General features: G+C 70.6%; 23 protein-coding genes. 12 read left to right on the top strand and 11 right to left on the bottom strand.

Annotated features, from left to right (window positions below):
• Positions 1 to 201: 201 nt before the first annotated feature.
• Positions 202 to 1,128 carry a hypothetical protein gene (locus BLASA_RS01715; protein WP_014374271.1) on the bottom strand — a complete coding sequence of 309 codons (927 nt, stop codon included), beginning with the start codon at positions 1,126 to 1,128 and terminating at the stop codon, positions 202 to 204.
• Positions 1,129 to 1,170: 42 nt separating this feature from the next.
• Positions 1,171 to 2,109, bottom strand: coding sequence for a GDP-mannose 4,6-dehydratase (locus BLASA_RS25735; protein WP_014374270.1), 939 nt, complete (start codon positions 2,107 to 2,109; stop codon positions 1,171 to 1,173).
• Positions 2,110 to 2,442: 333 nt separating this feature from the next.
• Here BLASA_RS25735 and BLASA_RS01705 point away from each other — a divergent pair, with 333 nt between their 5' ends.
• The 5 genes from BLASA_RS01705 to BLASA_RS01680 all read left to right on the top strand — a co-directional run bounded on the left by BLASA_RS01705 (position 2,443) and on the right by BLASA_RS01680 (position 8,789).
• Positions 2,443 to 3,762, top strand: coding sequence for a UDP-glucose dehydrogenase family protein (locus BLASA_RS01705; protein WP_014374269.1), 1,320 nt, complete (start codon positions 2,443 to 2,445; stop codon positions 3,760 to 3,762).
• A gap of 385 nt (positions 3,763 to 4,147) precedes the next feature.
• Complete coding sequence (locus BLASA_RS01700; protein ID WP_014374268.1) at positions 4,148 to 4,612, top strand: hypothetical protein; 465 nt, start codon at positions 4,148 to 4,150, stop codon at positions 4,610 to 4,612.
• Between the two features lie 673 nt (positions 4,613 to 5,285).
• Positions 5,286 to 6,368 carry an LCP family protein gene (locus BLASA_RS01690; RefSeq protein ID WP_166486446.1) on the top strand — a complete coding sequence of 361 codons (1,083 nt, stop codon included), beginning with the start codon at positions 5,286 to 5,288 and terminating at the stop codon, positions 6,366 to 6,368.
• Positions 6,369 to 6,780: 412 nt separating this feature from the next.
• The gene (locus tag BLASA_RS01685; RefSeq protein ID WP_014374264.1) at positions 6,781 to 7,749 is read left to right on the top strand and encodes an NAD-dependent epimerase/dehydratase family protein; all 969 of its coding nucleotides are present in this window, start codon (positions 6,781 to 6,783) and stop codon (positions 7,747 to 7,749) included.
• On the top strand, positions 7,746 to 8,789 hold the full coding sequence (locus tag BLASA_RS01680) for an O-antigen ligase family protein (RefSeq protein ID WP_014374263.1): 1,044 nt from the start codon (positions 7,746 to 7,748) through the stop codon (positions 8,787 to 8,789). Before BLASA_RS01685 ends, BLASA_RS01680 begins: the two co-directional genes overlap by 4 nt.
• Here BLASA_RS01680 and BLASA_RS01675 read toward each other — a convergent pair.
• Positions 8,763 to 9,365 (bottom strand): acetyltransferase, encoded by a 603-nt coding sequence (locus tag BLASA_RS01675; protein WP_014374262.1) that lies wholly within the window; start codon positions 9,363 to 9,365, stop codon positions 8,763 to 8,765. The two genes, BLASA_RS01680 and BLASA_RS01675, sit on opposite strands and share 27 nt — an antisense overlap.
• A gap of 190 nt (positions 9,366 to 9,555) precedes the next feature.
• On the opposite strand from BLASA_RS01675, the gene BLASA_RS01670 reads away from it, so the two are divergent.
• The 4 genes from BLASA_RS01670 to BLASA_RS01655 are packed head-to-tail and all read left to right on the top strand — an operon-like array spanning position 9,556 to position 14,165.
• A complete protein-coding gene (locus BLASA_RS01670) occupies positions 9,556 to 11,367 on the top strand; it encodes an ABC transporter ATP-binding protein (protein ID WP_014374261.1) in 1,812 nt (603 codons plus the stop codon).
• Entirely contained in the window at positions 11,364 to 12,185 is an 822-nt protein-coding gene (locus BLASA_RS01665) for a putative methyltransferase (protein ID WP_014374260.1), read from the top strand. Before BLASA_RS01670 ends, BLASA_RS01665 begins: the two co-directional genes overlap by 4 nt.
• On the top strand, positions 12,175 to 12,456 hold the full coding sequence (locus BLASA_RS01660; protein ID WP_014374259.1) for a PqqD family protein: 282 nt from the start codon (positions 12,175 to 12,177) through the stop codon (positions 12,454 to 12,456). The genes BLASA_RS01665 and BLASA_RS01660 overlap by 11 nt, the downstream gene beginning before the upstream one ends.
• Entirely contained in the window at positions 12,453 to 14,165 is a 1,713-nt protein-coding gene (locus BLASA_RS01655) for a lasso peptide biosynthesis B2 protein (protein ID WP_014374258.1), read from the top strand. Before BLASA_RS01660 ends, BLASA_RS01655 begins: the two co-directional genes overlap by 4 nt.
• Here BLASA_RS01655 and BLASA_RS01650 read toward each other — a convergent pair.
• Entirely contained in the window at positions 14,118 to 15,047 is a 930-nt protein-coding gene (locus tag BLASA_RS01650) for a hypothetical protein (protein WP_166486445.1), read from the bottom strand. The two genes, BLASA_RS01655 and BLASA_RS01650, sit on opposite strands and share 48 nt — an antisense overlap.
• On the opposite strand from BLASA_RS01650, the gene BLASA_RS24735 reads away from it, so the two are divergent.
• Positions 15,046 to 15,201 (top strand): hypothetical protein, encoded by a 156-nt coding sequence (locus tag BLASA_RS24735; RefSeq protein WP_014374256.1) that lies wholly within the window; start codon positions 15,046 to 15,048, stop codon positions 15,199 to 15,201. The two genes, BLASA_RS01650 and BLASA_RS24735, sit on opposite strands and share 2 nt — an antisense overlap.
• A 122-nt stretch (positions 15,202 to 15,323) precedes the next feature.
• A protein-coding gene (locus BLASA_RS01640; protein ID WP_085972497.1) for an IS3 family transposase occupies positions 15,324 to 16,552 on the top strand; the annotation gives its coding sequence in 2 pieces (ribosomal slippage) (positions 15,324 to 15,636 and positions 15,636 to 16,552; 1,230 coding nt in all).
• Positions 16,553 to 16,659: 107 nt separating this feature from the next.
• Here BLASA_RS01640 and BLASA_RS23215 read toward each other — a convergent pair.
• The 7 genes from BLASA_RS23215 to BLASA_RS01605 form a co-directional block, all read right to left on the bottom strand.
• Positions 16,660 to 17,241: a response regulator transcription factor gene (locus BLASA_RS23215; protein ID WP_166486444.1), complete on the bottom strand. Its 582-nt coding sequence runs from the start codon at positions 17,239 to 17,241 to the stop codon at positions 16,660 to 16,662.
• Between the two features lie 62 nt (positions 17,242 to 17,303).
• Positions 17,304 to 17,852: a helix-turn-helix transcriptional regulator gene (locus BLASA_RS23925; protein WP_166486443.1), complete on the bottom strand. Its 549-nt coding sequence runs from the start codon at positions 17,850 to 17,852 to the stop codon at positions 17,304 to 17,306.
• A gap of 76 nt (positions 17,853 to 17,928) precedes the next feature.
• The gene (locus tag BLASA_RS01625) at positions 17,929 to 19,047 is read right to left on the bottom strand and encodes a nucleotidyltransferase family protein (RefSeq protein ID WP_014374251.1); all 1,119 of its coding nucleotides are present in this window, start codon (positions 19,045 to 19,047) and stop codon (positions 17,929 to 17,931) included.
• Between the two features lie 171 nt (positions 19,048 to 19,218).
• Positions 19,219 to 20,382 carry a glycosyltransferase gene (locus BLASA_RS01620; RefSeq protein WP_014374250.1) on the bottom strand — a complete coding sequence of 388 codons (1,164 nt, stop codon included), beginning with the start codon at positions 20,380 to 20,382 and terminating at the stop codon, positions 19,219 to 19,221.
• Positions 20,379 to 21,473: a glycosyltransferase gene (locus BLASA_RS23205; RefSeq protein WP_014374249.1), complete on the bottom strand. Its 1,095-nt coding sequence runs from the start codon at positions 21,471 to 21,473 to the stop codon at positions 20,379 to 20,381. The genes BLASA_RS01620 and BLASA_RS23205 overlap by 4 nt, the downstream gene beginning before the upstream one ends.
• A complete protein-coding gene (locus BLASA_RS01610) occupies positions 21,470 to 22,378 on the bottom strand; it encodes a GNAT family N-acetyltransferase (protein WP_014374248.1) in 909 nt (302 codons plus the stop codon). Before BLASA_RS01610 ends, BLASA_RS23205 begins: the two co-directional genes overlap by 4 nt.
• Complete coding sequence (locus BLASA_RS01605; protein WP_166486442.1) at positions 22,375 to 23,184, bottom strand: polysaccharide deacetylase family protein; 810 nt, start codon at positions 23,182 to 23,184, stop codon at positions 22,375 to 22,377. Before BLASA_RS01605 ends, BLASA_RS01610 begins: the two co-directional genes overlap by 4 nt.
• 347 nt (positions 23,185 to 23,531) lie before the next feature.
• Here BLASA_RS01605 and BLASA_RS01600 point away from each other — a divergent pair, with 347 nt between their 5' ends.
• Positions 23,532 to 24,944: a polysaccharide pyruvyl transferase family protein gene (locus BLASA_RS01600; protein WP_083877897.1), complete on the top strand. Its 1,413-nt coding sequence runs from the start codon at positions 23,532 to 23,534 to the stop codon at positions 24,942 to 24,944.
• Positions 24,945 to 24,957: the final 13 nt, after the last annotated feature.

The following is a 24,957-nucleotide window of genomic DNA, read 5'->3' as shown; positions in this document are numbered from 1 at the left end:
TGCTGGACCGGCACCTGTTGACCGACAGGAACGAGCAGCCGGGTGAATCCGACCGTGTGAGCAGCGACGCCCGCCGGAGACGGCACTCGTCGGTGCACCTGCACTGGTACCACTGGGCGGGCCACGATCCGTTCAGCGGATCGAGCCTGTACGCCTGCCGCTGCGGCGTGGTGCGCCCCGGCTTCTGATCCGGGCGGGCGGTCAGCCGCGCGCGGTGCCGCCGGCCGTCGAGCGGCCGGGCAGGACGTCGGCCACCTCGAGGCTCTGGGCGTCGGCGGTGCGGCGCAGCGCCCAGTCGGCCGGGAGCACCAGCCGCGGCGCCACCCCGAGGAGGGCGGCCATCAGGAAGGCGACACCGGCCAGCGCCTCGCCGGCCTCCTCGACGAAGGTCGCGGTCACCGCCCAGCTCCCGGGCGCGACCGTGGCGAGGGCAGACAGCCCGACGGCGGCGACGGCGTAGCCGGTGAGGGCGCCGAGCACCCGCCGGCGGTCTCGGCGTTCGGTGCGGCTGAGGAACCAGAGTGCGGAGACGACGGCGGCGGCGGCCAGGACGCTGACGACCACCGCGCCCCGCGCCCCGACCACATCGGCCAGGGCACGCATGCCCTCCACGTGCACGGTGCTGCCGGCCTTCACCGCGGCGATCCCGCCGGCCACCAGGCCGACGGCCAGCCACCAGCTGCGGCGGGTGGTGGCCGCCCCGGCGACGGCGACGAGGGCCGCGGCGCCGAAGAGCGCGGTCACGTACAGGCGGGGCAGCGACGCGGGGGCGTCCATCGAGAGCAGCTGGGCGGCCGGGCCGGTGCCACCGGACAGCCGGAGGGCGTAGCCGGTGGTCATGAGCGCGACGGCGAGCCCGGCCAGGGCGATGCCCACCGGGGGCAGCGGCACGGCGCGCCGCCGGGCGCGGCGGGCAGCAGGGGCGGCGGCGGGCGCGGCGGCAGCGGAGCTCGGCAGATCGGCGGTGGTCAGCGTCGGATAGCTGGCAGCGGTGCCGCGGTCGGCCAGCCGGATGCCCCGGCCGATGACGACGGCGAGCAGGGTCGCGAGGACCAGCCAGACGACCAGTCCACCGACGATCCAGAGCCACCACACATGCTCGTGATCGGCAGGTGGTGCGCGGAACATGACCGTCCCGTCCCGACTTTTTCGGCCGGGGCGTTCGCAGGCTCAGGAGTCGGCGAGGTAGCCGCTCAGCGCGTCGCGCCAGTCGCGGGGCCGGAAGCCGGTCGCACGGATGCGGATGAGGTCGAGGACGCTGTTGAGCAGCCGGGGGCCATCCCGGTCTTCCCGGCGTAGTGCTCGGCGGTGCTCACTCGGGTCACGTCGTCGGCCGAGCGCCCGCGGGCGCCGAAGACCAGCGCCGCGACGTCCGCCCAGGAGGTGGGCTCGCCGTCGCCGGTGAGGTTGTAGGTGTCGTACGGCGCCCCGTCCCGACCACGTGCCGGATGCCGGCGGCGAGGGTCGGCCGGCCCAGCTGGTCGTCGACGACCGACGGGGAGACGCCGCGGTCGGCGAGGCCGGCCATGGTGCGCACGAAGTTGCCACCCTCGCCACCACCCAGGTGGTGCGCACCAGCCAGTGCCGCTCGATCGCGGTGGCACGGGCGGTGTACGGCGTCTCGGGGGTGAACTTCGCCGGGTCGTCGAGCTCCAGGTCGCCGTAGACCTCGTCGGTGGAGATGTGGTGGTAGCGGACGCCGTGCGCGCGCACCGCCTCCAGCAGCGTGAACGAGCCGACGATGTTGGTCTGCAGGAACGGCGACGGGTCCCGCAACGAGTTGTCGTTGTGGCTCTCCGCGGCGAAGTGCACGCCGACGTCGCAGCCACTGACCAGCCGGTCGACCAGCTCGGCGTCGGCCACCGAGCCGTGCACGAACTCGATGCGGTCGCGCACCGGCGCCAGCGACGCCTCGTTGCCCGCGTACGTCAGCGCGTCGAGCACGGTGATTTGGTGCTCGGGGTGTTCACGAACGGTGTAGTGCACGAAGTTGGCGCCGATGAAGCCCGCGCCCCCGGTGACGAGCATGCGCATCGTCTGCTGAATCTCTGCGGCGAGCAGGCACGGCATGATCCCGCGGAGGATGGTTTTGGTCAGCGCATCGCTCACCTCCGCCTACTCCACGCCTCGCAGCCGTTCGCCGGACCAGGGCGGGCATCTGCGGTCCGACACAACCTCCCGTCCGTGCTGCGCTACCGACGATGCCACGGCCGGGCATCCCACCCGGCCAGATGGCGCGCGAGGGAAGCCGGCAGACCCGCGACACCCCGGGTTTGGGTCCGGCTTGCACCCGGCCGGGTTAGTTCTGCCTGTCCGCGGACCCCCGGGGTGGCCAGCACGGCCCAGGGTGGACGACGATGACCGGGGCCTGGAGCGGACGTACGGGATGACGCCGGGCCCTGGACTTGCCTCGACCATCCCGGTCGGAAAGTGGAGCACTGCATGAAGATCTCGGTCATCGGATGCGGATACCTGGGCGCCGTGCACGCCGCGTCGATGGCCGAGCTGGGTCACGATGTCGTCGGCATCGACGTCGACCGCCCGAAAATCGAGGCGCTATCGCAGGCCCGAGCCCCCTTCTTCGAGCCGGGCTTCGAGGAGCTTCTGGCCCGCACCCTCGCCACCGGGCGGCTGCGCTTCTCCACCGACTTCGCCGACGCCGCCGGCGCGGCGGTGCACTTCGTCTGCGTCGGGACGCCGCAGCGCCGCGGCGAGTACGCCGCCGACATGCGCTATGTCCAGGGAGCGGTCGAGTCGCTGCTCGATATCCTCGCCACCGGCGAGCTCGTCGTCGGGAAGTCCACCGTGCCGGTGGGCACGGCGGCCCGGCTGGCCGAGCTGATCGGCGACAAAGTGCCCGGCGCCCTGCTCGCCTGGAACCCCGAGTTCCTGCGCGAGGGCTTCGCCGTCGAGGACACCCTGCACCCCGACCGGCTGGTCTACGGACTCCCCTCCTGTCCGGACGGCGACACCGCGCGGAAGCTGCTGGACGAGGTGTACGCCCCGATCGTCGAGCGCGGCACACCCAAGGTGGAGAGCGACTACGCCACCGCGGAGATGGTGAAGACGGCCGCCAACTCCTTCCTCGCCACCAAGATCTCCTTCATCAACGCGATGGCCGAGCTGTGCGAGGCCACCGGCGCCGACGTGAAGCTGCTGGCCGACGCCATCGGCTATGACGACCGCATCGGCCGCAAGTTCCTCAACGCGGGCCTCGGATTCGGTGGCGGCTGCCTGCCCAAGGACATCCGCGCCTTCATGGCGCGGGCCGGTGAGCTGGGCGCGGACCAGGCGCTGACGTTCCTGCGCGAGGTCGACAACATCAACATGCGCCGGCGGATCCGGATGGTGGAGTTGGCCCGTGAGGTGTGCGACGGCTCGCTGCTCGGCAAGCGCGTCGCCGTCCTGGGTGCGGCCTTCAAGCCCGACAGCGACGACATCCGCGACTCCCCGGCCCTCAACGTCGCCGCCCAGCTGCAGCTGCAGGGCGCCGTCGTCCGGGTGACCGACCCGGCCGCCGTGGAGAACAGCCGGCGGCTGTGGCCGCAGCTGGACTACGCCGACACGGCGGAGGAGGCGGCCGATCGTGCCGACGCCGTCCTGGTGCTCACCGAGTGGAAGGACTACCGGCAGCTCGACCCGGTCGCCTTCGGCAAGATCGTCAAGCAGAAGCGGGTGCTCGACGGCCGCAACGCCCTCGACCGGGACGCCTGGACCGCCGCCGGGTGGACCTACCGCGCACTCGGCCGCCGCGCGGGCTGAGCGACGGCTGCCCGACCACCTCACACGGGTGCAGGAGTTGCTGCCGACCGGAACCGCCGGCCGATAGCGATCGGCCGCCACCGGTCGCGGCACGGCGGGAGACTCGCCGGCCGCGCAGCCGGCGTGCGCTTCTTCTTCATCCTCAGCGGCTATGTGCTGACCTGAACCCATCGCACCGGCGGCCGAGCCGGGTTGTTCTACCGCCGCCGGTGCGGACGCATCGCGCCGGCCTACTGAGTTGCCGTCGTCGCGTTCATCCCGCTGAACGCGCCGGCCTACCGCGAACGGATCGGCATGCTCCTGCCGCACATGACTCCGTCATCCGTGGGCCGCGCACGCGTGCTTCCCGGCCAACAAGTACTGCGGGGCCAGGAATCTAGCGGCTGTGAGGTTCCGCCTCGGCGTCCTGATCGCGCTGTGGATGACGCAGGGCGCGGTCGGTACCGGCTCGGCCTTTCCGTCGCCCCTCGCGCTGGCCGCCGCCGCGGTGTCGGTCCCCGGCTACCCTGATTTGGTGGGCATCCCGTTCATCCCGTTTCCGCTGGGTGATCGCGACGGCCGCCCAGGCCGACCTCGAGGGCCGCCCGTCGGCGTTTTGCACCCGCTGCTGGTGCATCTCGGCGAGTGGTCGTTCGTCTTCTACCTCACCCACCAGCAGGTGATCCGGACGGTGGGCTACGTGCTGGTGCCCACCACGGCCGTGACGGGCAAGGGTGCGCCGCTGCTCGCCGTGGCCGGCTCGATCGCCGGCGCCTGCCTGCCTGCTCTACTCGGTCGTCGTGCAGCCACTGGAGAGTTGGGCTGCGCGGTGGCACCCTGCCAGTCGGCACCGTTACGCGGGAGGCGTTGACCGGCCCCGTCCCGGAGCCGCAACCCTGCTGATGCAGTTCCGTAACCCGAGCGTGCGCATGGCCATTATCGTTGCGGGCAATGGAGCAGATCACAGTGGCGCCAACGTGCGATGCGTTCCTCACATCGGCATCCGGCCTCCGAGCCGGCGACACCTAGGAAGAGCGCATGACGTGGGTGGTAATGCTCCCAGCGGTGTGGGTGATCGTCGCCATCGCGGCCGGCGTGGTGATCGGCCGGGGCGTCCGCCTTGCCGATGCCGAGGCGGCCCGGGTCGGCCGCGCCGAAGACGACGCGTGGGTGCCGCGCGTCGCTGCCGGGGGGCCCGCTCGCCTCGTGGGCTCCTCTTCCCGGGGACGGCGAGCCGGCGGCGGGCGGCGCTCTCGGGGCGGGTAGCGGTGCGCCGATGCCCCCTCTTTCGGGGGTGCATCGCGGCGTTCGTGCGGGCAGCGGCGCACCGCGGGCGCAGGCCGGCCTGACGCCCCTCGCCCCGACAGACCTGGACATGGGTGGCCCGAGACCCATGACATGGCCGGTGACCGCGCCGGTTCCACCTACGTCGGGTGACTCTGGGCCATACCGGCCCGCCGCCGTCACCTGAGTGGGTTACAGAGCGTACCGACCTGCGGTTACCCAGCGTAACGTCGATGCTGTCGTCGTCGTTGGGGGAACCGATGCGCACCGAGATCGCCGATCTGGATCGACCTGCCGATACAGGGGCTGCGCCCGCGCCGTTAGCGCCGCTTCGCCGGGACCGGGCTCTGCGCCAGGCGCTCGTCGCCATCGGGGTGCTGGGGCTGGTACTCACCCTGCTGGTCAGTGGTGCCCTGTGGTTCCTCACCGATCGCTACGCCAGCAACATCGACCGGGTCTCCGACGTCTTCGCCAGGCTGGATGCGGGCACGCGGCCGGCACCGGCCACACCTGCGGAGCCGTCCGGGAACGAGCCGGTCACATTCCTGCTGGTCGGCTCCGACTCCCGGGCGACGGCGGACGAAGGCATCGCGTCCGGCGGCCGGGCGGACGCCGTCATGCTCGCCCGCTTCTCGGCCGACCGGCAGTACGCCCAACTGATCTCGATTCCTCGCGACTCGTGGGTGGAGATCCCTGGCTACGGCACGGATAAGATCAATGCCGCGTACGCCTACGGCGGGCCGGCCCTCCTGATCGAGACCGTCGAGCAGCTGACCGACGTGCGCATCGACCACTACGTGGCGATCGACTTCGCGGGACTGATTCAGGTGACCGACGATCTAGGCGGTGTCGACGTGGACGTCGCCGAGACGACGACGAACGGCCCGTACACCTTCGAGGCCGGGGTGAACCACCTCGATGGCGCCGAGGCGCGCTGGTATCTGGCGCAGCGCAAGAGCCTGCCCGGCGGGGACTTCGACCGGGTACGGCGACAGCAGCAGTACCTGCAGGCCATGTTCACCAAGTTGTTCCAGGCCGACACGTTCAGCAACCCGGGCCGGCTCGACGCCGCACTGCTCGCCGTCACCAGGGGGGTGGCGGTCGACGACACGCTCGGCAACGCCGATCTGCTGGCGCTGGCGTACTCGCTGCGCAACCTCAGACCCGACGCCATCGACTTCTTCACCGCACCGGTGCTGGGTACCGGGCGGGAGGGTTCGGCGAGCGTCGTCTACCTGGACACGGTGACCGCCGAGCGCATGTGGGCTTACCTGCGGAACGACTCCCTGTCCCAGAACGCTGGGGAGTTCAACGACGAGGCGCTGCCCGTCGTCCCTCGATGACCACTCCGAGCATCCCGACGCGGAACCTCGTTCGCCCCTCCTGTCCCGGCCGCCACGGGACGCAAGGGCAGCACCGTGCGTAGCTCGCGGAGGTCAGCTGCGGCGGCACGATGCCGCCGTGATGTTCCTCCTGGGCTCCACCTGGCTGGCGATCAACATCTGGGTGAGCGAGTATGGGTGGTTGCTGTTGGCAGCCGCCCTGGCTAGCGTGCGCTGGCGACTCGGGCACCGTGGACTCGGGGGCCGGCGTCCCGTCGGCGGCCGATCGGACGTCGGACAGGATTGACTCGGATCAGTAGCACTCGACCGTGGCACGATGCCCTGAACTGGCGCGCGCGGCTCGACGAACGTCGGACACCGGGCGTCGCCGTAACGACGGGACCCTGGCAGGGTCCACGCACAGGAGGTGCCCGTGAAGGTTGTCGTTACAGGTGGCGCCGGCTTCATCGGCGCGAACTTCTGCCGAGTGTTGAGCGCGGAGTCCGGGGCCGAGGTCGTGGCGCTGGACGACCTCTCGACCGGTTTCCGCACGAACCTCGACGGCGTCGACGCCACCCTGGTCGAGGGCAGCATCCTCGACCGCGACCTGCTCGACGAGGTCGTCTCCGGTGCCTCGTCGATCGTGCACCTGGCGGCGATCCCCTCGGTACCGCGGTCGGTCGCTGATCCGCTGGCCAGTCATGCCGCCAATGCCACCGGGACGCTGGAGGTGCTCGACGCCGCCCGCCGAGCCGGGGACGTGCACGTGGTGGTGGCCTCGTCCTCGTCGGTGTACGGACGCAACCCGGAGCTGCCCAAGCACGAGGGCCTGCGCTGCGAGCCGATGAGCCCGTACGCCGTGAACAAGCTGGCCGCGGAGACCTATGCCGGTGCGTACGCGGCCTGCTACGACCTGGAGGTGCTGCCGTTCCGGTTCTTCAACGTCTTCGGGCCGCTGCAGGCCGCCGGGCACGCCTACGCCGCGGTGATCCCGGCGTTCGTCGATGCGGCCATGGCAGGCCGGGCGTTGCCCGTGCACGGGGACGGGTCGCAGAGCCGTGACTTCACCTACGTGGAGAGCGTCACGCGGGTCCTCCGCGAGGCCGTCGTGCGGCGGGCCACCTCCGCATCACCGGTCAACCTGGCGTTCGGCTCTCGCACCACGCTCATGGAGGTGGTCGCGATGCTCGGGGAGATCCTGGGCCGCCGGCTCGAGGTCGAGCACCTCCCGACCCGGCCGGGTGACGTCCCGCACTCACAGGCCGATGACAGCCGACTGCGTGCTCTGTTCCCCGAGCTGAGCCCGGTGCCGTTGCGTACCGGCCTCGAACGCACCGTCGCCTGGTTCGAGGAGCTCGCCGGCTCCGGCTCGGCGTCCGGACGAGGAGGATCCGCGGCGTGATCCGCGCCCGGCTGGCCGACATGGTCGGGGCCGGGCTGTTGTTGCTCGTCGCCGGCGCCGCGCTCGTGTCGGCAGAGGTGACCGGGGCTGGGAACCCGTGGCCGGTCGTTGCCACGTTGATCGGGGCCGGGGTGGCCTACGCGGCCGGCCGCGTGCTGGTCCCCGTGCTGCGCCCCGTGGTGGCGGTCGTGCTGTGCGGGGTGGTGGCGGTCCTCCTCCTCGACCCCGCTGCGCTGTCGGGGGGCCCGCTCGTGCCGCCGCTGGGTTACGCGAACGCCAACGCCGCGCTGTACGTGCAGGTGGCCGCGCTGACCGGGCTGGCGGCGCTCACCGCAGGCGACGACCGCCCGCCGGGGCTGACGGTGCTGCCGGTAGGAGGACTGGTCGCCGTCACCGGGTTGACCGGGTCCCTCGCCGGTCTGACGACCGGCGCCGTCGTGCTCGTCGTCTTCCTCGCGCTCCTGGCCGGCTGGCGACCCGGTCGACGCCGGTGGCTGCTCGGCTGCTTGGCGACGGTGCTTGCGGCGCACCTGACCGTGCTCGCCCTGGGTGCCACCTACCGGCCGGACGACGCGCCGACGGCGCAGGTCGCCGCGGCGTCCGCACTCAGCGAGCGGCGGCTGGCTCTGTGGCACGACGCCGTCTCACTCACGGCCGATCACCCGTTCACCGGTGTCAGTCCAGGCGAGTTCCCGCGGGCGAGCCCTATGGCCCGGCTCGACCCGGACACCCGCCAGGCGCACTCGGCGACGCTGCAGACGGCCGCGGAGACCGGTTGGCTCGGTGGAGCAGCCCTGCTCTGCTTGCTGTTGTGGGCCGTGTCCCGGCCGCTACTGGGCGCCGGTCGCCCCGGGGCGACCGCCGTCGTCGGAGCGACCTCCGCCACGGCTCTGGCGGTGCACGCCGCCGTGGACTACGTACTCGCGTTTCCGCTCGTCCTCACCACCGCAGCGCTCGTGCTTGGTGCCGCGACGGCGCACTTGTGGACGGCGCCGGCCACGGCGATGCGACGTTCAACGGACGAGCGGCCGAGCCGGTGAACCGACGACGACCGTCCCGGCCGGCACGTCGCGCGTGACGACCGCGCCGGCCCCGACGAAGGAACCGCGGCCGATGGTGCGGCCCTGCAGGACGACGGCATTGCTGCCGACGGTCACGTCCTCCTCCAGCGTCACCGAGCCGGAGATGTTCGCTCCGGGATAGACGGTTGCCCGGTCCCCGAGCAGGGCGTCATGACCGATCGTGGCGTTGTACTGCACCTGGGCATGGAAGCCGATGCTGACGCTGCTCGAGACGTGTGCGTTGGCCATGACGAGGCAGCCGAGCCGCAGCGTCGTCTCCGGTGCGATCACGGCCCTGGGGTGTATCAGCGTGGTCGGACGAAGTCCGCGGCCGTCGAGCAGCGCAGCGAGCCGACGCCGGGCCGGCGGATCGGCTATGCCGATGACGTAGGAGGCGACCGCGGGGGCCCGCTCCGGGGCCAGCACCGGCATCCCCCGCACCGTCTGGCCCGCCCGCGCGTCGTCGAGGAACGCCTCCACGGCCGTCCCGCAGGCGATCGCCACGTCCAGCGTCTCCCTGCCCAACCCACCGGCACCGGCGATGTAGAATCCCACAGCGGCATACTGCCGTGCCGTCCCGCCCGTCCGGTCCTCCCCCCTCACCTCCGGTCGGTGCGACGAACGACCGGAAGTCGAGGCGCCGGTCATCGGTGCCGCGGCACGAGCTCCGCACTACTGTCACCGCCGTGGCGACGACCGGCACCGTGCATCCGCGGGTGCTGCGTCGCGTGCCTTGGGGGCTGACGTGAGGGGAGAGCCCACGGTCGGCCGAACGGCGGAGCTCCGACGGGTCGCTGGGCTGCTGGGCGGAGCGGTGCGGCTGGCGTGGCGTGCCGACCGGGTCACCTTCATCGCCGCCGCGGGGTGGACCGTCGTGGGCGCGGTGAGCCTGGCCGCTCTGGTGCTGGTCGGGAAGTGGGTGCTCGACGGCATACTGGCCGCGCCCCAGGGTGGCGCGAGCGCCGCTCGCCTGGCTCCGGCCCTCGCTGCGCTCGCGGTGGTCACCGCACTGGCCGGCGCCGCTACGGCGTTCCAGCAGCAGCATCAGCGGCTCATGAACGAGCAGACGTCCCAGACGGTGTGGCGGCAGGTGCTCGGCGTGACCAGCCGGGTCGGGCTGGAGGCCTTCGAGTCACCGAGCTTCTTCGACCGGTTGCAGCGCATCCAGGACAACGCCGTCACACAACCCGCGGCCGTGGCGACCGGCTTGTTCGGTCTCATCGGTGGCGGCGTCGGCACCATCCTCCTGCTCGCCGCCTTGCTGACCCTGGACCCGCTGCTCGTCCCGGTCCTCCTGCTGGCCGGCGTCCCCTCCGTGCTGCTGAGCAGGAAAGCCAGCCGGACGGAGTTCGAATTCACGACCCGGGCCATGCCGATCTACCGGCGCCGGACGTACCTACGGCGAGTTCTGACGGGCCGGCAGGAGGCCAAGGAGGTCCGGGCCTTCGGCGTCGAGGCTGCCCTCCGGCACCGGCACGAGCAGGCCAGCGCCCAGTTCCTGTCCATGTTCCGGGACCAGGCCCGTCGACGTCAGCGGTATGCAGCGGCGGTCGTGGGCACGACCTCGTTGGCCCTGGTCCTCACGCTGGCCCTGCTGGTGTGGCTGATCGCGGTCGGTCGCGTCGGTCTGGCGGAGGCGGGCGCTGCGGCGTTGGGCGTGCGGCTGGTCAGCTCACGCCTCGAACAGTTGTTCAAGGCCGTGGGCACCCTCATCGAGTCGTCGACCTTCCTCGCCGACCTCGCGGACTTCCTCGACTCGCCGGGCCAGGCCGCGCAGGGCGACGAACCGAGTGGCGCCCCTCTCCTCCAGGACGTCGTCCTGGAGGACGTCCATTACACCTATCCCGAAACGGCCACGCCTGCCCTTCGTGGCGTCGACCTCACGATCCGCCGAGGGCAGGTCGTCGCCCTCGTCGGAGAGAACGGCTCGGGCAAGACCACGGTCGCCAAGATCGTCGCCTGCCTCTATCCGCCCACCCAAGGCACCATGCGCTGGGACGGGCGCGACATCGGGGAGATGGAGCCGGCGCGGATCCGGCGGAGCGTGGCGGTGATCTTCCAGGACTTCGTGCGCTACCAGCTCACCGCGCGAGAGAACATCGACCTGAGCGGTCCGGACGAGCAATCGGACCAGCCGCGGGTCGAGGTGGCGGCTCACCGCGCCGGAGCGGCGCCGTTCATCGAACGCCTGCCCGAGGGGTACGACACGCTGCTGGGCAAGGAGTTCGCTGGCGGGGTGGACCTGTCGGTCGGGCAGTGGCAGCGGGTGGCGCTGGCCCGCGCCTTGTTCCGAGACGCCCCCCTTGTCGTCCTGGACGAACCGACGGCGGCGCTGGACCCCCGTGCGGAACATGCGCTGTTCGAGGACGTCCGCGCCCTGCTCGGTGGCCGGACGGCGCTGCTTGTCTCGCATCGCTTCTCTAGTGTTCGATCAGCCGACATGATCTACGTGCTCCAGGACGGCCGGGTGGTGGAACAGGGCACTCACGACGCCCTGATGGCGGAGGCCGGACTGTACGCGGAACTGTTCACGCTGCAGGCCCGGGCGTACCTGTGAGCCGCCCCGACCCGGTCACCCGCGCCGTCCTGCGCAGCCACCGCTTGATGGAGGCCGGCCTGAAGGCAGCGCGTGGCCTGTTCGACGGCGTCTGGCTCGGCCTGCTCGACGATCGGCGGCTGGCTGCACTGGACACGGCGTACTACGACCGTGCGCCGATGTACCAGGACGAGGCATACAACCGGAGCGGGCTCTCGTCGTGGGAGCAGCATGCCGTCTCGACGTACTTCCCGGCCGGCTGCCGGGTCACCGTGGTGGGCGCGGGGGGCGGCCGCGAGGTGCTCGCCCTCCTCGCGCAGGGTTTCGACGCCATGGGGTTCGAGCCGCATCCCGCGCTGGCTGCCTTTGGGGCCCGCCTGATCGCGGCCGAAGGCCACGGGGAGCGTGTTCGGGTCAGCCCCCGGGTCGGTTGGCCACCGGCAGCACCACCCACCGACGCCGTCGTCATCGGCTGGGGGGCCTACATGCTGATACCGGGGCGGCACCGCCGGATCGCCTATCTTCGCGCGACGGCCACCGCACTGCCGGACGGAGGCCGGGTGCTGTTGTCGTACTTCGCCCGCCGCGGAACCATCGCCCGGTTCCGGGTCGCCGCCCGGATCGGAACCGCGCTCCGTCGGCTCAGCCGCCGGCCGCCGGTGGAGCCCGGAGATGCGCTCGTGCCCAACTTCGTCCACTTCTTCACCCGCGAGCAGATAGAAGCCGAGCTGGTCGAAGCCGGATTCCGCCCCTTGCAGGTGGGCTCAGACGACTATGGTTGGGCGGTTGGAGAAGTGGTGCAACGTCCCGTCTCTGCAGGAGTGACCCATGAGCGCTGACTCCCGAACCCATTCCGTCAAGTTGCGTGAGAGGGCGGCCGCCTGGCGGGAGGTCGACGGCGAGATCATCCTTCTGGGCTTGGAGTCGTCGACCTATCTCGGCGTCAACGGGGCCGGTTCCACGCTCTGGCCCCTGATGGTCGAGGGGACGACGAGCGAATCCATGGCGAACCGGCTCGTGGAGCGGTACGGCATCGACCGGACGCGTGCGGACGGCGACGTCGCAGCCTTCGTCGAAGCCTGCCGAACCCGGGGTCTACTCGAACCGTGACGAGCGCGGAGCCGGCAGCAAGGGCCGACACAGAGAACCGCGCCACCCCCGCATTCGACCGCTATGCGAGTACGCCCCTGACGCCCCGGTGGTCCGTGCCGACTGCGCGAGCCGCCGCCTGGACCGCCTGGGCCGTCTGGCGGACGCGACGGTCCTTGAAGTCGGCGGGCCTCCAAGCCGTCGTCCCGGACGTACCCCCCTTGCCGCCCGGTGCGCGGCGCGGCGTGTTCGCGGTCCTTCGACGCCTCGAACCCACCTGCCTGGAACGGTCGCTCGTCGAGCAGGCCTGGCTGGCGGTCAACGGCGTTCGCTGTGACGTCGTGGTCGGGGTCGCCCGACCGGAGGCCAGGGTGGAAGCGCACGCCTGGCTCGCCGGAGATGCGCTGCCGTCACGGGCGGCGAACGGCTACTCGGAGATTCATCGACTGCCGCCCTCCGCTGTGATCGCACCAAAGCCGGCAGAGATACCGGAGTCCCCCCGGCCCTACCAGCTGACGGCACTGCAGACATCGATCGGGATGCTGGTCGGGCAGAATCCCTCGGCGCCACCGCTGCCCAGGGCGCTGCGGGCACAGACCGCCCGTGAGGCGCTCGAGGCGTCGATCCTCCAGGCGTTGCAGAGTCCGCCGTGCGTCATCAGTTTCTCCGGGGGGCGCGACTCGTCCGCGGTCCTCGCGGTCGCCGCCCATGTGGCCCGGCGTGAGGGCCTGCCCCTGCCGATCCCGGTGACGCTGCGCTTTCCTGACGTCGGCGCTTCCGACGAGGGGTCTTGGCAGGAACTCGTCGTTCGACACCTCGCACTGACCGAGTGGGAGAAGGTCGCACTGACCGATGAGATGGACATCGTCGGCCCGCTAGCCCAGCGCGTGATGCGACAACACGGATTGCTCTGGCCGCTGAACGCGCACTTCCACCTGCCCGTCGCGGAGCGGGCGCCAGGGGGCTCGGTGCTCACCGGCTTCGGCGGTGACGAGTTGCTGTCGATGGGATGGGACTGGGAACGCGTCAACCAGGCGCTGACCGGCCGCGTGCGCCTCAACAAGAGGGACGCAGTCCGGATTGCAGTCGCTGCGATGCCTCCGGTGGTCCGGCGCCTGTTCCTCGAGCGCCGGAAGCGGCACAGGCCGGCTCCGCGGCTCACGTGGTTGCGGCCGGATGCAGAGGCGGCGGTCGCGAGGATGAAGCTCGACGCGGCCGCCCGCGCGGCGGTCCACTGGGACGAGAACATCCGTCGAGACTGGTGGCCGAGCCTGTACCGCAGCGTCTGTGCCGACAGCCTCGACATCGTGTCGCGCGGCGCGGGCTCTCGGTTCGCGTCGAGTCCCCTGTGCGATGGCGTCTTCCTGGACGCGCTCGCCCGGGAACGTGGCCGCGGCGGGTTCGCCAGCCGAACGGAGGCGATGCAGTACCTGGTCGGTGATCTTCTGCCCCACCCGGTGCTCAACCGGTCGACCAAAGGATTCTTCGATGGGGCCTTTTGGAACGTCCACGCGCGTCAGGCGGCGCAGGACTGGGACGGCTCCGGGGTGGATGCGAGCGTCGTTGATCCGGACGTGCTCCATGCCATGTGGAAGACCGAGGGCTCCGGCTCTGACGCCCGTAGTTGGATGCTCCTCCAGTCTGCATGGCTCGCTCAGCACCGAGCGGCTGCGACTCGGACGTCAGCCGCCACCACCGAAACCACGGGTGGCGCGCAGAAGCGCGGCTGAGGCATCGGACATGGCGCCCCAGTCTTTCGGGCGGGTGAGCACCAGGACAGGCAGGGAAGCGAGCGAAATGGCCGCAGCCGGGTCGCGCGGCCCCCGGTACAGCGCATAGTTGCCCAAAACCGACTTCAGCCGGTCCCGGACCGGTTGTGCCGTGACGCCCACCGTCGAACCCCACGTCGGAACGATCCAGCCCCGAAGGACCGCTCGGGAGTCGCTTCGCGGCAGGCGCAGGCGAATTCGCTCGCGAACTCCTACGACTCCTAGCGGCTCGCCCCCGAACCGGTCCGCTGCCCCCGGGCGGAGGTCGATGCAGGACGGGCCGGCGTGAGCGAGCTGGCCGTCGAGCACGAGCAGGTCGTCGCACAGCACGGCGCGGCCATCGGTTGCGAGTTGCGCCAGCAGGGAGCTCTTGCCGGCTTCCTTGGCACCGAGCACGCCCCACGCCCCGCCGTCGACCACAAATGCCCCGGCATGCAGCACGTGCCGACCTATCCACCAGTTCGAGATCGCCGCCGTCATCGCCAGGAACGGGTGCAGTACCTGCTCATCGTTGTACGGCCCGTCGAGGCGCAGCTGCGCCCGGAGAGGTTCCCGAGACAGTCTGACCCACCCGCTATCCCCTTGGAGTCCGAAGGCCGCGCTCCACTCGTCCAGCTCGGTGACGTGGGGCCGTTCGCCCGTCGTCTCCCGGCGCACCTCCAAGAGGGGCAACGTGTCGTCGTCGGGCTGCATCAACCGTGCCGCAGCGTCGAGACCCTGGATGCGCAAGCCGTATACCGATCCCAACGAAGACCGCCGTTCCCCTAGGGCAATTTCCTCTGATGCATGCAGACCGGCGAGCGTAGCGTCCGAGATCCCACAACACAGGAGATTGAGTTCCATGACGAACGAGGACTACACGCCCCCGACCATCGCGGAGATCGGCTCGCTGCACGAGTTGACTCTGCAGGCCAAGGACTTCACCGGTGTGGACGGCATCGTGCTGCAGCCCGACCCGAATGCTCCGGGCGTTCCACTCGGTCCTGTCTCTCCCTGACGCTCGCCGAGGGACGGGACCCCGTCACGCAGGGCCCATGCAGGGCCCCGTCCGGGACTTGACCCCTGATCGTGGACACGCTGAATCCAGGCTTGGCCTGGAGGAAGCGAGAAGATCAGACGGTGGCGAGGAAGACGTACTCCGAGGAGTTCCGCCGGGACGCGGTGGAGCTGTACCGGTCGACGCCGGGGGCGACGGTGGTGGGGATCGCCGGCGACCTGGGGATCATGGACGGAACGCTGTCGGCGTGGCTGAAGGCCGCTGGCGTTGAGGTGCAGCGGCGGCCTGGTGGCCGGTCCGGACCGCCAGGACCGGAGGGCGAGACTCCTGAGCAGGAACTCGCCCGCCTGCGCGCTCGAGTCAGCGAGCTGGAGGCTGATCAGCGGAAGCTGAACAGTGAGCGAGACATCCTGCGGGCGGCGGCCAAGTATTTCGCCGGGGAGACGCGCTGGTGACCCGCTTCCAGTTCGTCGCCGACCACCGGGACGCCTTCGAGGTGAAGCGGATGTGCCAGATCGTGGAGGTCGCCCGAACATCGTTCTACGCCTGGGAGGCCGGCGCCGAGGCCCGTGCCGTGGCCGATGAGGAGCTCGCGGCCCGGATTCGCGCGGTGCACGCCGAGGACCCGGGCAACCGGGCCTACGGGGCGCCGCGGGTGACCGCCGAGCTCAACGACGGCGCCCCGGCCGAGGCGCGGGTGAACCACAAGCGGGTCGCCCGCGTCATGGCCTCCAACGGCATCGCCGGGATCCGGCTGCGCCGGCGGGTGCGCACCACGATCCCCGAACCGGCTGATCAGCAGGTGCCTGACCTGCTTGAACGCAACTTCACCGCCGACGCCCCCAACCGCGTCTACGTCGGGGACATCACCTACCTGCCCTGCGGCGACGGGCGCAACCTCTACCTGGCCACGGTGATCGACTGCTTCTCCCGCCGGCTGGTGGGCTGGTCGATCGCCGACCACATGCGCACCGAACTCGTCGAAGACGCACTGCTCGCCGCGCACCGCGAACGCGGCGGCCTGACCGGGGCCATCTTTCACAGCGACCACGGCGCTCAATACACGTCACGGGCCTACGCCGACCTGTGCGACCGCCTCGGCGTGACCCGCTCGATGGGCGCGGTCGGCTCCAGCGCCGACAACGCCCTGGCCGAGTCCTTCAACGCCACCCTCAAGCGCGAGACCCTCGCCGGCGCTCCCGGCTGGGACACCCCCGCCCAGGCGCGGCGCGCGGTGTTCGCCTGGAGCACCCGCTACAACACCCGCCGGCGGCACTCCGCCTGCGGCCAGATCAGCCCCAGCGCCTACGAGGCCCGCCGGTCTCCGGCTACGCTGCCAACCGCGGCGTAGACACCCCACGCGTGTCCAAGATCAGGGGGCAAGGCCCTCCCTCGGTTCGGCAGCCTGTCTGCCGAATCCGAAAAGTCTGCTGAATCCCGGACGAATGAACGCATCGTTCAATCCAGCAGGTGTCGGGACCTCGCTAGGGACACCGCGTGCGCCTGATTGCGAGCTCCCAGCTTCGCGAACACCCGCGCTTTGTGCGCCTCGACCGTCTTGACGGAGATCTCCAACTTCTCGGCTACCCCTCGAGTGGTCAACCCCCTGGCCATGGCCGCGAGGATCTCCCGCTCGCGGCTCGTCAGGACGTCTCGGCGGGGGTTTGAGGGACTGGGTCCGTCACGCTCCGCCCGCCAGCGATTGAGAACCGCATGGGCCGCCAGCGGATGCAGTGCCGATCCCCCCTTCGACACCGTGCGCACCCCCTGTGCCACATCGTCCGGCAAGCCGTCAGTGAGGAACACACAACCGGACGCACCGGCGAGCAGGATGTCGACGACGTTGTCTGAGTGGCTCTCGCACACCGCAAGAATGCGCGCCCCCGACGACAGCAGGGCAGTAAGGCCGGCGAGGAGGTCGCCGTCGGGAAACCGTTCCGCGCTGACCACGACCTGCGGGTGTGTCTCAGCGCAGCGTTGCCGCAGGATGGTGAGCCGGTCCGCATCACCTACGACTGGTATGCCGCGCTTCTCGAGCACGGACTGCAGCGTGGTCCGCACCAATGCGGAGGGGTGCGCGACGAGCACTCGTGGTGCGGCACTCATGGTATGGGCTCGGCGGTCGGGTCACCGGGCAGCAGTAGGATGAGCCCTTCGTCGAGGGCACGAGCGACGGCCTGCGCCTGGCTGGCGACCCCGAACTTCGTGAACACCGCCTGCTTGTGGCCGTCGACGGTGCGCGCGCTGATGCCCAACCGCTGGGCGATCTCTCGAGCAGTCAGGCCGACGGCCACCAGTTCGAGCACACCGGCCTCACGAGCGGTCAGCAGCGCGCGCAGCGGTTCCGCGTGCGTCGCCGAGCGCGGCGGCTTTGAACCCGACGGGCCCCGGATCGCCGCACTGATCATCGCTGCTATCGTGGTCCCGTCCGTGATTCGCACCAGTCTGTGCCGCGCGGTGAGGCGGGTGATGGCTGATCCAGCGACGGGGCTCAGCACCACGTCGGCATCCAGTTCCCCCAGTGCGTGATCGAGCGCCGCAACCGTCGGGACCGCCGCCACGACCATGACACCGGACGACCGCAACGCCTCGCTGACTCCCTCCCGTATGAAGCACCGGGGGTCCTGCACGATTGCCCGCACCTCGGTCACCGGGGGTATCATGGGAGGAACCCTAAGCACCAGCGCGTGATCAAGGCAGATTCTCACTCCGCCGAACTCCGCGAGCTCAGCTCGATCTCTTTCGGGAACGCAGTCCTGCGACGGCGAACAGCCCCTTGGTCAGCCGCTGCCGCGGGCTTACGTATCGACCCTCCACGTAGGAAGGGTCCGGGAAAGCCAGTGCGCGCAAGAAGGCTGCCTTGTCGCGGAGGCCGGGAACTGCCCGAAGCGCTCCGAGTGACTTCCGGGCATAGCCGCTCTCGGAGTCGCTGTACAGGGCGAGCTCACGCGCCTCCCGCCGCGATGGGCGGTAGCCAAGCGCCCAGACGACCAGGTCCGGACGAAGGTCGAGCCGAAGGGTGCGCCAACTCTCCGTCACAGCCTTGGCCACGACCGCCTCGGCGCGCCAGTTTCGAGCGAGCAACAAGACCCGGTCGACGTCGAGCCGCACGTCGAGCAGCATCTGCACGACGTCACGTTGCGGTACGAGGCGAGGGACGACGTCGCCGAGGGCGGCGTGGAAGCACGCATGCATGAAACGGACCTCCCGGTCCAGCGCCTGGAGGCGAGCACCACCCATGGTGAACGTGCTCGACGAGCGCCACACCTCCACAAGGTCCACCCACAGCCCGAACGGCCCCATGACGAACGTCCGGTGCAGGTCGACCACCAGGTGGTCGCTGACGACGAAGCTGGTTCCCTTGCTGAAGCGACGGTCGAAGCCAGGGCGAGGCTGCCGGTGCCGCCGATGGTGTCCCGCTTCCGTCAGCGCTACGACAGCCCGGTCGAAGTCATCCGACCGGACGATGAGGTCGATGTCGACGAACAGCCGGAGGGCTGGGTCAGGGTAGTCGAGCTGGGCCACCGCCGGCCCCTTGAGCACGCGTGCCTGCACTCCGGCTGATGCGAGCTGTCGAAGGATCTGGAGAGCGCCCGTCTCGATGCCGAGCACTCTGCCCACCGCGACGAGGTGTTCTCTCTTCGCCTGTACAGCCTGTTGCGGAGTGGCCGCCAGCGCGCCCGAACCGATGGCATGGACCAGGAACCCGGGCAGGCGCTCCGCGCGAACGCGGCGCAGCAATTCGGCCCAGGCGACGTCGTCGAGCGGCTCGGCCGGCCACGCGCCCTGCGCACACTCCATCCCGCTGGCAGCAATGCTGCCGAGCAGCTCTCCGACGTCGGTCATGGGCCACCTGATGTTCGGTCGGTGCGGGAGGCACCACACCTGCTGCTGCTCATGGTGACAGCAATTCGACAGGGAAAGCGATTCACGCCAGCCGACCAGGTGGACTCGCGAACGACCGTCACGCGCGGAAATCGGGGAAGTCGGTCGTGTCGCCGAATAGCGGAGACCGAGTCACCGTCCGGCATGGGACAGGGATCGATACCAGTCGGCCATGCGCGCGGCCACCGTCTCGATCCGATAGTTGTCCTCGAAGCGGCTGAGCGCCGTCGCGACCAATCGCCGCCGGCGCACGGGATCGTCGATGAGAGAGAGGACCGCATCTCCGAGGGCCACCACATCGCCCGGCGGGACGACGACGCCCGAGTCTCCCAGCACCTCAACCACCGCCGGCAGCGCGAAGCTGGCGACGGCAGCCTCCATGGCCATCGCCTCGATGACGACGCCACCGAGGCCTTCCGACAACGAAGGAAGAGCGAAGACGTCTGCGGCGCAGAGAAGATCACCCACATCATCGCGGCGTCCCAGTACACGGACACTGCCCTCAGGGAGATCCGCCTGCGTGATGCAGCTCTCGATGCGGCTGGTATTGGCGCCAGGCCGTCCCGCGAGCACGAGCACCGCCCTGGGGTGCTTCGCGACAACTGTCGTGAACGCCTGGACAAGGAGGTGGTGTGCCTTCTGCCCTTCCTGACGCCCGACCGACAGCACCACCGGCTGGGTGTCATCGAGCTCCAAGGCAGCTCGAGCGGACGCTCGGCGCTCCGGGCTGGGATGCCCCAGAGCCGCTCGGTCGCGCCCACGAGGGACGACGGTGATCCGGTGAGGATCGGCGCCCAACGTCTCCTCCGCAGCGGATGCCGAGAAATGGGACAGAGCATGCACGCCGATCGTGGCGTGCCGCGTCAGCTGCCGGTCGACCTGCTTTACGACCACCCCCGCCAGGCGGCCACCGGATGCTCTCCCTACGGTGGCCGCGTAGGCCGCGTTGACCACGGAGATCACGGCTGGGACACCGCGCATGCGGGCGGCCACCCGGCCGACGACTCCGGCATCGAAGAGGGTCGTGTGGACGAGGTCTGCCTGGAGGCCGGGAAGCAGCCGCATGAACCGAGCAGTGGCCGACAGCAACCCAGGCGCATCGAGACAGATGACGTCAGCGCCCGATGACCGCGCCTCGTCCACCCGGGAACCGCGATCGTGCGGGTGGACGGTGACCACGGTGCTGCGGATGCCTGCGGCACGGAGGTGGGGAAGGGACTGGAGCAGGGAGACCTCGGCGCCGCCGGACGGCGAGAGCCGGTTGATGACGTGGACCACGTGGAGCTCATCGGTCACCGCGCCACCTCGTGCAGCAGCGACTCCCAGGCGTCGAGGATCCGCTCCATCTCGAACTGCTCCATGCAGTGCCTGCGACCGGCCGCGCCCATCTCCTCCGCGGCGGTCAGCGCGGTCTCGACCGCGCGGGCCATGCGCACGGGATCCCCGGGTTCAACCAGGACCCCCGTGACGCCGTCCACGACGACGGATGAGGTGAAGCCGACGGCCGTGGCCACGACCGGGATCCCCACGAGCCCGGCCTCGATCACCACGCCAGGCAGGCCTTCGCTGTCGCTCGCCAGCGCCAGGACGTCCGCGGCCGCCAACACCTGAGCAACGTCGTTCCGCACGCCCAGGAATACGGCGCGGTCACCGAGAACGGCGCGCGCTTGCCTCTCCAGTTCCGCTCGGAGGAGCCCGTCACCCGCCAGCACCAGCCGGGTCGACGAGTCCATGCGACCGACGGCGTCGATGAGGACGTCGACCCGCTTCTCCGGCGCCAAGGCTCCCGCGTGGACCACGACATCCCCGGCGCCATCAAGCCCAAGCGCCTTGCGAGCAGCGGCTCTCCGGTGCTCGTCGGTCGGCGGGAAGTCGCTCGAACGCCGGCCGTTGCCGATGACGCGGACCGCGGCGGGCCGCATGCCCAGATGGTCGATCAACGCCTTCCGCGAGGCCTCGGTGCGAGCCGCCACGGCAGCGAGACGGCGGAACATCAGTCGCACTCGGGCACGACGGAGCGGCGTGTTCGCCCAGAAAAGTGGGTCACCGATGTTGACGTAGACGACCGGGACCCTGGAGAAGCACAGGGCGAGGGCGCAGGCCGGCAAGGTGCGGGACCCGTGCGCGACGACGACATCGACATCGGCCGCCGCACGGCGCAGGCCCATGAGCGTCGCCGGCCCCAGATGGGTCGCCCCCAGTGGATCGACGGGGAGGGTGGGGGGATGCGACGCGCCGACGAGCGCGACCGGCCGGGTGTCGTGCCCCCGCTCCCGCAGGCCACGCTGCACGCTGAGGGCGAACGACTCCGCGCCGCGACGTTGCGTCGACGTCAGGACGTGCAGAACCCGCAGCTTCGGCGGCCCCACGTGCGCGGAGGTGATCACAGGACCCCTTCCAGGTCTGCACCGGTGAACGTCCAGTTGCCGCCGGCCCTCGCGTCGACCGGAGCGTCCGGGCCCTCCTGCTGCCACACCGAGACGGTGCTCCCCGATACCACCCGCGGCCTCGCGGACGTCGCTGGATCGAGCGCCTGCAGGATCACCGCACCGCACCGTCCTCGAGCGCACGCGGCCCCGAGGAGCGCCGACTGCTCCTCGGGTGGACCGGTCCTCACCACGACGACCAGGACGGGGACGCCGCGCAGGGTCGTGCGCCGGTACAGCAGGCGGCTGCCGCCGTTCCGGAGCTGGACCGCCTCGTACCGATGACCGGAGCGCGGATCCACTCGCCATCCCAGGCCGCGGGCGTCCCAGTCGGTGTGGAGCCGGCCGGCGGGGATCGTCGGCTGCACCGTCCGGGGATCGATCTCCTCCACCAGCGCCGGGCGTCGTGGAAGACGCACCGACAGCACGGACGGCCGGGGCTCCAGGATCGTCCAACCCAGCCGGCGGTACGCCTCCCGACTGGCGGGGACAGAGGTCGAGTAGAGGACGTGCCAGCGCTCGGCTGCTGCGAGGTGGGACATCTCGCGCCTGACCAGACCACTGAAGACGCCGCGGCCCCGCGCTGCGGGAGTGACCGCTCCGTCCATGGCCCGGGACGCGGCGAAGCTCCTTCCGTCCAGCGCCAGGCGCCACGGGACGATCAGCCGCGCGCCCAGCACGGCGTCCCCGTCGACCGCCACCCATCCTCGGGAGGGACCCCACGGGCCTTCGACGTGCTTCCAGGTGTAGTGGTCCGCCGTCTTGGCAGGTCCGAACGCCGCCTGCAGCAACTCGACGATCTGCTGCCTCGGGACGTCCTCGACCAGCACGACGTCGTACGAGGGCCGGTCTGCTGCCTTGCTCACCGCAGGATCCCGAAGGCGGCCGAGTGCGCGCCGGAGGCGATGGACCGCGCCCGGCCCACGCTCGCCGACGCGTCCAGCCGGAGGCGTGACAGGCGGTGGGAGCTCTCGTCCAGCCTCGTCAGCCGGTGATCGAACAGGAACGACGCGACGTACCCCAGCTCCTGGGCGGTCCGTTCGGCCTCCTCCCCCAGGTCGCCGTTGGGATAGGCGAAGAACCGCGGGGCGATGCCCCAGCTGACCAGCGTCTCGTGGGCCTGGACGAGCTGGCGGCGCTGCTCGGGATCGGTGCACCTCGGCAGGCACGGGTGGTCCCAGGTGTGGTTTCCGATCTCGTGGCCGGCTTCGCACCAACGACGCAGGTCGTGCTGCGTCGCCTGTTCCACGGTCAGCGGTTGCCCGAGTCGGTCGCGCAGACGTTCCTCGAGGACGGCGACCTCAGCGCGCCGCTCGGGGTCGGGGAGCATCTTCAGCCGCGCCCGGGAGAACTGTGTCTGCTCCCCTGGAGCGATGACTCCCGCCCCGCCGGCGTGGTCCACGACCTGCCACCAGAACGGAACGCGGGTGTCCAACGTCCCGGGGCAGACGAACATGCATGCCGAGACGCCTTCCTCGGCGAGGAGGTCAGCCACCGCGAATGCGTCCGGGTGCCCGTCGTCGAAGGTCAACCACAACGATGCGGGCGGCAGCTTCTCCCCCGTCGCGACGGCCCTCGCGATGTCGTCTCCGGTGACGAGCTGGTACCTCCGCCTCAGTGCGGCGATCTGATCGACCAGCGCCCGGGGATCGGAGACTCCGTGGTACGCCACCACGCGCAGCCGACCGGAACTGAGCCGCCTGGCAGCCGCCGTGACGGGCGCAACCTGCAGCGCAGACGCGAGGGTCCTCGTCGCCAGCTGCCGATCCGAGAGCATGCGGCGATCTTGCCATGACGATCGGCGGGGAGTGCCGGGCCGGGACGCCGGTGCCGGCGGCCCCGGACGCGGCGCACGAAGACGTTTGATCGGGGGTGGCCGTCCCCGACCCGGCGCTGGTCGAGCCGCCCCGCACGACCGACCCGACGGCCGGCTACCGAGTTCAGCCAGCTGTTGGGCCGCACAGCGGTCAGGAACCAAAGGGGTGACGCGCCGGAACGCCACGCTAGCCTCCACCAGGCATGACAACGGCACGGGAGGGTGACTTGCGAGTGGTCGATCATGTGTTCCGGCGACCCGTTGCCCTGCTCGGTACGGCGATCCGGTCCTTCGGGCGATGGAAGAACCAGGTACGCACGAGTTCACGGAGTCTCGAAGGGGCTCGCCGCGCACAGCAGCGCCAGGAGTCCGCACCGAAGCGCTTCGTGATAACCAATGTCTTCGGTGATACGAACGTGGGAGGAGCGGCCATCACGGCCGCGACGCTGGAGGCCCTGCTCGTCGCATCCCCCGGCGCCCAGGTCGCTGCGCTACCGATTGACAACCGACGGCCGATCGATCGAAGTCACCAGCTCACGACCAGCGCCTACCCCGAGCTCCGCTGGCTCCCGTCGCCCTTCCCCCGGTCGGGACCGTTGGCGGGCATCCGCCGGGTGGCGCGGCTAATTGCCAGTCTCGTGCTGCCCGGACGTGACTCGGATCCGCCTGCTCTCAAGGCGCTCCGAAATGCGGACCTCGTCGTGAGCAAAGGCGGTTACGTCTTCGTCGATCGCGACAGCATCAGGTCGACCCTGTCGATGGTGAGCACCATCTACCCGCTGCTCTACGCCGCACGTCATGGGGTGCCCACCGCAACGTTTCCGACGACGGTCGGCCCGTTCTCCCACTCCATCCCCCGAGCCGTGGTCCGGCACGTTCTCCGGCGACTCGACCTCGTCATCGCTCGTGACCCGCGGAGCTTCGATGAAGCGCTCGCTCTCGGAGTCCCTCGCGATCGTGTCGTGTCCGCCACGGACGGGGTGCTGCACATGGCCCCGCCCAGTCTTGCCGCTCAGGAGAAGGCGCTCGCGAAGGCGGGCCTACAAGGACAGCGTTTCCTTGTCCTGACTCTGCGCCACATCCCCGAGGCGGCGCCGAACGAGAAAATGTTCCGGGCCGTGGAGGAAGCCAGCCGCAACGCGCTCGACCGGTCACACGTGGACCGAATCGTGATCGCCATTCACGACGAAGCGGAGCGAAGCCACGCCCACCGGCTCGCCGACGCACTGGGCGCCCCGGCCACGGTGCTCGAGGAGGGGTGGACGCCAACCGGACTGATCGCGCTGTACGCCCGCGCCGAGGTGCTCCTGGCCACGCGCCTGCACTCGGCGATCTTCGCTTTCATCGCCGGCACGCCGGCCGTGGCCGTCTCCAGCGCCGGGACGAAGACGGAGGGGGTTTACGAGTCACTGGGTCTGCCGGGTTCCTGGGTCATGCCCCTCAGGGACACGACGGGCTCCCGGCTTTCCGCGCAAATGACGGAGATGGCAGGCGAGTCAGCTGCCCGAGCTCAGGTCCAGGAAGCCATGGAACGACTGCGGAAGAACGGCAACCCCGTAGCCGCGCACTTCGCGGCCCTGGCGCAGCACCGTCGGCCTCTTCCGGTGAGGGACTAGGGCTGACAGCGGT

The organism is Blastococcus saxobsidens DD2, from assembly GCF_000284015.1.
Taxonomy (GTDB): domain Bacteria; phylum Actinomycetota; class Actinomycetes; order Mycobacteriales; family Geodermatophilaceae; genus Blastococcus; species Blastococcus saxobsidens_A.
Note: the sequence above shows the minus strand (reverse complement) of the source record. Positions and strands in the feature narration are given on the sequence as shown.